The organism is Frankia sp. CeRuru1, from assembly GCF_977966315.1.
Window position 1 is genome coordinate 1 of record NZ_CDWWEW010000405.1, and the last position, 4,367, is coordinate 4,367.

The following is a 4,367-nucleotide window of genomic DNA, read 5'->3' on the forward strand; positions in this document are numbered from 1 at the left end:
TAGCGGGCGCAGGGTCGAGGCGTACACCCGCCGGGTGCCCGCCGTCTCCGGATGATCCAACGTGGCCAGGAACGCGGCGACCGCCTCGCCCACCGTCGGAGCCTCCGAGGGCCGCCCCAGTGCCCGCACCACGCCCATGGCAGCCCCCTCCTGCGTCTGTCGCAGAAAAGCACGCGGAGTCGGCCCCGTCCAGCGACCGCATCGACGCAGGTCACCGGGGGTGTTACCGCAGAAAATTGGCTGCTTGCCGCGATAGTTCAGTAGTCCCAGTATCGCGAAAATCAAGACATGGCGGCGCCGAACAGTCGATGATCCTGCCGTGAGGACAGCGCGGGGGCTGTCTCAACGGGGCACATCTGACCAGCTGACCAGAAAGTTGACGAGGCCTCTTCAGCGCCCGCAACCTTCTCCGCTAGCACCGCGTCTTACTCGCTGATGATCCGACGCTGGTCAACGAACTGAACGCCGTACCGCTGCGCTCAAGCCCCATGCCCTGGCGCGATGGTTAACACGAACGGACGTTTGTGGAGGGGTGGTGTCAGCGACCCGGTTTTTCGGCTATCGGTCGAGAAAATCCCACCAGCTCCGCAACATTCTTCCGCTTCCCTCATCCGGGGCATCCGTGGCCAGGCCAGCGGTGGCGATCAGTCGCACGAGGCACATCCTCAGACCACCACCCGCCACCCACCGCACCAGCCAGGATGCTCATGCAGTCCGGGGGCCCCTGGGCGGATCAAGCCCCGAAGACCCTTCCATGAGAACCAGGAGAACAGTTTCGCGATGGAAGCCTCCGCACTGCGCCCGCTCGTCACCTCGATGACGCTTGAGGCTGTGCGTGCCACCAACCTGCATCCGGTCTTCGTCTCCTTGGGTCTGAGGCCCGAGGACTTCCAGCCGGCTGTCGGCGGACGGAGCGCGGACGCGCACGGCTCGACCGGGCGCGTCTTCGACACCGCCCTGCGCGGGATCGGGCAGTGGTCGGATCGGGTGTGGTTCTTCAAGGGCGGCAGCTACACGGCGCTCATCGACGGCGCCGCCTCCCCGGAGCCCTGGCGGCCGATGAGCGACTGGCCGGGCTGGCCCGCCAAGTTCTCCGCCGGCTTCGACGCGGCGGTCCAAGGGACGGGCAAGTTCAGCGGCTGGTACTACTTCTTCGCCGGCGACGAGTGGATCGGGTACGACCAGCGTGTGCAGAAGGTCGGCGGAGCTCCGCAACCGATCGCGGGGACCTGGGGCGGTGTCACACCGCCGTTCACCGAAGGCATCGACGCGGCCATCCATGGTGTGACGGAGAAGTACGACGGCAAGGCCTGGCTGTTCAAGGGTTCGGAGTACATCCGGTACGACATGAACACCAGCATGGTCGACGTACAGCCCACACCCATCGCGACCGCTTGGGGGCAGGGGACCTGGCCGGCCGACTTCGACCGGATCGACCTCGCCTTCTACGGCGCCCCGCCGAACGAGTCGACGACGATCTACTTCCTGCGCGGCGAGCAGTACCTCGCCTATGACCTTAAGCAGGACCGGGTACTCGGGCAGCCTCGGCTCGTCACGGAGAAGCGGCCGGCGCTGGCACGATTCCTGACCAGACCTCAGCTCTTCCTTGAGGAGCACTACACACTGCACCGGTTCCTCGGACAGACCGGGCGAGGCGAGCCCTTGGCCACCATCGGTCTCGCAGGTGGGGCCAAACAGGAGTCAAAGATCGTCACAAAGATCAACACTATCCGGGCCAGCGAGTCCCAGCGGAACATCCTGGAGAGTACGTCCCAGCGAGCGATCGACGAGGTCGCCGACAAGACCAACGCTGACTCATCGAGCACCTTCAGCCAGCAGGACTACGGCTACCAGGGCAAGATGTCGGCGCGAGGCGAGGCGAACTGGACAGGGCTCGGTGGTGAGGCCGAGGTCGATGTCGGCTTCCAGGGCAGCACCCAGGACGTGCGTCAGGGATTCGCCCACTCGATGAGCAACGAGTTGTCCAATAGTTCGAGCCGCACGATGGAGACGAACAAGGAAGTCACCTCGATCGAGTCGGTCACCTCCACCATCGAGGTGACGACCGAGACTGAGCTCGTCTACACCTTCGACAACTCGAACAACCCTGACTCGGTGAACTTCGCCATCGTTCAGCTGACCCAGGAATTCATCGTCCTGCTGTCGCTCTCGGACCTGAAACTCACGTTCCTGAACGGCACACCGGACCAGGCCAGGACCGAACCACTGCGGAACGCCGCCGCCCTGCTCGCGGACGTCCTCGCGGACAGCGCACTGCGCGAACGGGTGCTAGTCAATCTCGTCGGCGCCGCCCAGGGAATCGTCGATGTGACCGGACAGCCCCGGGATCTGGTGACGCGCGACGGCGACAGCGTCCGTGAAGTCAAGGGTGTGTCCACCACCTACGTCCCGAAGGACAGCACCGGCCAGGACCTGCGGCCGTTCGTCGTACCAGGCATCGCTATCAGTGTGCAGCGACCGGTTATCCTCACCACCAACACGATTGTCGTGCCGCTTCTCTGAGCGGTCTGATGCTGAAGGAGAACGCCATGTCCGCAACCGCGACAGTGCTCAACGTCTGGTGTCTTCGGCAGGCCACCGGGACCGACTTCGAAGTGAACAACGCCCTTGCCGGGCTGGCTCCGTCCCTTGCGCTCGGTCAGCTAGGTGCACCGCTGGAGCACTTCGTCCGGATGCTGCCCGGAGTGATCGGCGCGATCGACTCCGCCAGATCCGACCCGGACAACCTCTACCTCACCGTCGACACCGCGGGTGGGCTGGACAACGCCATCTGGCCAGGAGGCGGCACAACCATCGACATGCAGGCTGGTCAGTCGCAGACGCCTCAAGTCAAGGTAGCTGTCGACTACTCGCTGAACATCTCCCTGTGGGATTATGACTCCTCTTCCGACGACGACCTGCTCGGGTCAATCACGATGTTCGAGTCGGAACAGGGACAGGGCGAAATCGCCAAACTCGCGAAGTCGGACGTGGAGAGCTCGTACTACTACGTCACCTACCGAGTCGACTAGTACTACAGCAACAGTTGCCATGATCGGCAAATGTGTCAGCGCTGTGACCTGCGCCTTCGCTGACGGCTTGCTGGTGGGGCGGAGTCCTGCATCGGCGTGTTGCCTCCGACACGCCGAGAGGTGTTGCTGTAGTACTAGTGCCGCGTAATTAAAAATCGTCGTCTTGTCCGTTTCCTGCCCCATCCGGGCCGTGGCCGGCCCACCGGCCTGCGGCGTCGGACACAAGCTCACGCCTGGGGCTTCATCCGCAGCGTCGACGACGCGCTCTGGGGCCACGCTCAGCACGACACCCAGTTCGAAGCGATCGCCTGGGAGATCGCAGAATCCCTATCCACCTGATCGAACACGCCGTCATCCCCGAGGGGTGCGGCTCCGATAGAGGTAGTTGATCTCTGTCCGGGTCCTGACGTTCTGGATGGTTGGGGGCTTTCGGTACTCGGGGTACATGAGGATAGGTTGCCGAGGCATATCCGCAGGTAGAGGCCCTGCTGCCGGGATCCGGTGTGGTCTGTGGCGGTGTGGTGGCGCGGTGGTGCGTGCATGGAAAGGCCACCGTCTCCACTCTTTGTGGCGTGTGAGATCACGAGGAGAGGAGATCGGTGGCCGTGGACGCGAGCATCCCACAGCCCCGCCCGGTCGGGGCCGAGGGCATGCAGCCGGGTGTGGTCGAGCAGGACGATCTGTTCGCCGAGGCCCTGGCGCACGCGATGGCGATGATCGCCTGGTCGAGGTCGGACGAGGTCCGCGGCCTGACCCACGACGTGCGTGAGGAACGGCTCTACCGGGACGCGTTGGAGTTCGCGCGGCTGTGCCTGCAGGGCCAGTTGGACCTGGAGGCGGCGCGGGAAGCGCCCCGCGCCGACGTCGTCGACGCCGACGCCGACGGCAACCGCCACCAGATCGACACCGCGCTCACGCTCGCCGCTGTCCGCGGCAAGAAGATCACGATCCTGATCGACCTGCTCCACGTGATCCACTACCTCTGGCGGGCGGCCGACTGCTTCTTCTACAAGAACGACCCCGCCGCCCGCGACTGGGTCGCCGAGCAGACCGACAAGCTCCTGCGGGGCCGCCACCGCGACGTGCGCATCGGGATCCGCCGCCGCGCCACCCGGTTCGACTACACCGCCGCCGAACGCGCCGGCGCGGACGAGTGCGCCACCTACCTGGAGAACAAACAGGACTACCTCGACTATCCCGCGTTCCTCGCCGCCGGCTGGCCGATCGCGACCGGTCTCATCGAGGGAACGGCGAAGTGGCTCGTCGAGGACCGCATGGAGATCACCGGAGCCCGCTGGGGCCTCGACGGCGCCGAGGCCGTGCTTCTGCTACGCG

Annotated in this window: 2 protein-coding genes and 1 pseudogene; all 3 read left to right on the plus strand. The window is 65.2% G+C overall.

Annotated features, from left to right (window positions below):
• Positions 1-780: 780 nt before the first annotated feature.
• Entirely contained in the window at positions 781-2,523 is a 1,743-nt protein-coding gene (locus AC08OP_RS21375) for a hemopexin repeat-containing protein (RefSeq protein ID WP_476615815.1), read from the plus strand.
• 26 nt (positions 2,524-2,549) lie between these two features.
• Positions 2,550-3,032 carry a hypothetical protein gene (locus tag AC08OP_RS21380; protein WP_476615816.1) on the plus strand — a complete coding sequence of 161 codons (483 nt, stop codon included), beginning with the start codon at positions 2,550-2,552 and terminating at the stop codon, positions 3,030-3,032.
• A 599-nt stretch (positions 3,033-3,631) separates the two neighbouring features.
• Positions 3,632-4,367, plus strand: a pseudogene (locus tag AC08OP_RS21385) (hypothetical protein); the annotation flags it as partial.

Coding starts and splice junctions, on each gene's coding strand:
- AC08OP_RS21375 (WP_476615815.1), top strand. CDS start 781: ATGGAAGCCTCCGCACTGCGCCCGCTCGTCACCTCGATGACGCTTGAG.
- AC08OP_RS21380 (WP_476615816.1), top strand. CDS start 2,550: ATGTCCGCAACCGCGACAGTGCTCAACGTCTGGTGTCTTCGGCAGGCC.